The 1927-nt window shown below is 59.9% G+C and carries 2 protein-coding genes; one reads left to right on the forward strand and one right to left on the reverse strand.

The features are described from left to right. Positions 1 to 12 precede the first annotated feature (12 nt). The gene (gene uraH / locus BUC32_RS19955; protein ID WP_073257382.1) at positions 13 to 366 is read right to left on the reverse strand and encodes a hydroxyisourate hydrolase; all 354 of its coding nucleotides are present in this window, start codon (positions 364 to 366) and stop codon (positions 13 to 15) included. 151 nt (positions 367 to 517) lie between these two features. Between uraH and puuE the strand changes: the two genes are divergently transcribed. Then, on the forward strand, positions 518 to 1927 hold a 1410-nt coding region (gene puuE, locus BUC32_RS19960), incomplete at its 3' end, for an allantoinase PuuE (protein ID WP_073257385.1).

The following is a 1927-nucleotide window of genomic DNA, read 5'->3' on the forward strand; positions in this document are numbered from 1 at the left end:
CCCTAAGGTACCTTAACTGCCTCTGTATGTAGAGAATCCGAATGGGGATAGGAGGAGTGGGACGTGGTAGTGGCTGTGTTCTGACATGCCAAAGCGGATGGGGATTGTGCTGAGGAAGCGCGGGGTTTCGGGGGGCGTGCCGGTCGCGTCGAGGTAAGGGCCTGCGTGGAACACCAGTTCGTATTCCCCCAAGGCAAACTCGGTTTCGGGCAGGATTTGTTCATTGGTGCGCCCGTCGTCATTGGTGACCAGCGTGCGCAGATGCCTGCGGTGGTCGCCATCAAGACGATAGAGATCGATCTTCAGCCCCTCAGCCGGGCATCCCCGGGCCGTGTCCAGCACATGTGTCGTCAGATAGCCCGCCATATCGCGCCCTTTCCTGTTGCTTTTAGCTGTTGTCGCTTGAATCCTGTCGACATGACAGGGGGCAGCGGCAAAGAAGTCTTTCAGGAAATTCACGAAAGTCACGCGGATTATTCCGGTATAGAACCAAATGAACCTTAAGGGAGCGTAAAGCTTGAGCAGATATATCCGGGACATGCGCGGTTACGGCGCACAAACACCTGATCCACAATGGCCCGGCGGCGCCAAAGTTGCCGTGCAATTTGTGCTGAACTACGAAGAAGGCTCGGAAAACCACATCGCGCATGGCGATGCGGGCAGTGAGGCGTTTCTGAGCGATATTGCAGGCGCGGCGTCCTGGCCGGGTCAGCGACACTGGAACATGGATTCGATCTATGAGTACGGCGCGCGCGCCGGATTCTGGCGGCTGCACCGGTTGTTCACCGGCGCGGATATCCCGGTGACGATCTATGGCGTGGCGACCGCTCTGGCACGGTCCCCCGAACAGGTGGCGGCGATGATCGACGCCGATTGGGAGATCGCCAGCCACGGCCTGAAATGGGTCGAACACAAGGATATGGCGCCCGAGGATGAGGCGGCGGCCATTGCCGAGGCGATCCGTTTGCACACCGAAGTTGTCGGCGAACGCCCGCGCGGCTGGTACACGGGCCGGTGTTCTCAACACACCGTGCGACTGGTGGCCGAAGAGGGCGGTTTTGATTATGTCTCAGACACTTACGACGATGACCTGCCCTATTGGAGCGAGATCGGCGCGCGCGATCAGCTGATCATTCCCTACACGCTCGAAGCCAATGACATGCGCTTTGCCACCTCGCCGGGCTACACCACGGGCGAAGAGTTCTTTACCTATTTGAAAGATGCCTTCGATACGCTGTACGCGGAAGGAGAGGCAGGGGCTGCCAAAATGATGTCGATCGGCCTGCATTGCCGCCTGATCGGGCGTCCGGGCAAGATGGCCGGCCTGAAACGGTTTATCGACTATATTCAAACGTTTGACGGGGTGTGGTGCCCGCGTCGGATTGATATTGCACGCCATTGGGCCGCGACGCACCCGCATACACGTCGCGCCCGGCCCAGCCAAATGGACCGCGCGACCTTTGTGGCCGCGTACGGTGGCATATTCGAGCATTCGCCCTGGATCGCAGAAAGGGCCTATGATCTTGAACTGGGGCCTGCACATGACAGCGCGGTGGGGCTGCACAATGCGCTGTGCCGGGTGTTCCGCGCGGCGTCGCAAGAGGCCCGCCTTGGCGTGCTGACCGCCCACCCGGATCTCGCCGGAAAACTGGCCGCCGCCGGGCGCTTAACGCATGAAAGCACCTCCGAGCAGGCCTCGGCCGGGCTCGACATGCTGACCGATGCCGAACGTGAGGCGTTCACCATGCTCAACACCCAATACGTCGCCAAACACGGCTTTCCCTTCATCATCGCCGTGCGCGACAACACCAAAGCCTCCATCATGGACGCCTTCCAAACACGCATCACAAACAACACCCCCTCCGAGCGCGCCACAGCCTGCAAACAAGTCGAACGCATCGCCTTGCATAGATTAAAGGATCTGGTG

The sequence above is a fragment of the Shimia gijangensis genome (assembly GCF_900142085.1).
In the GTDB taxonomy this organism is placed as follows: domain Bacteria; phylum Pseudomonadota; class Alphaproteobacteria; order Rhodobacterales; family Rhodobacteraceae; genus Shimia; species Shimia gijangensis.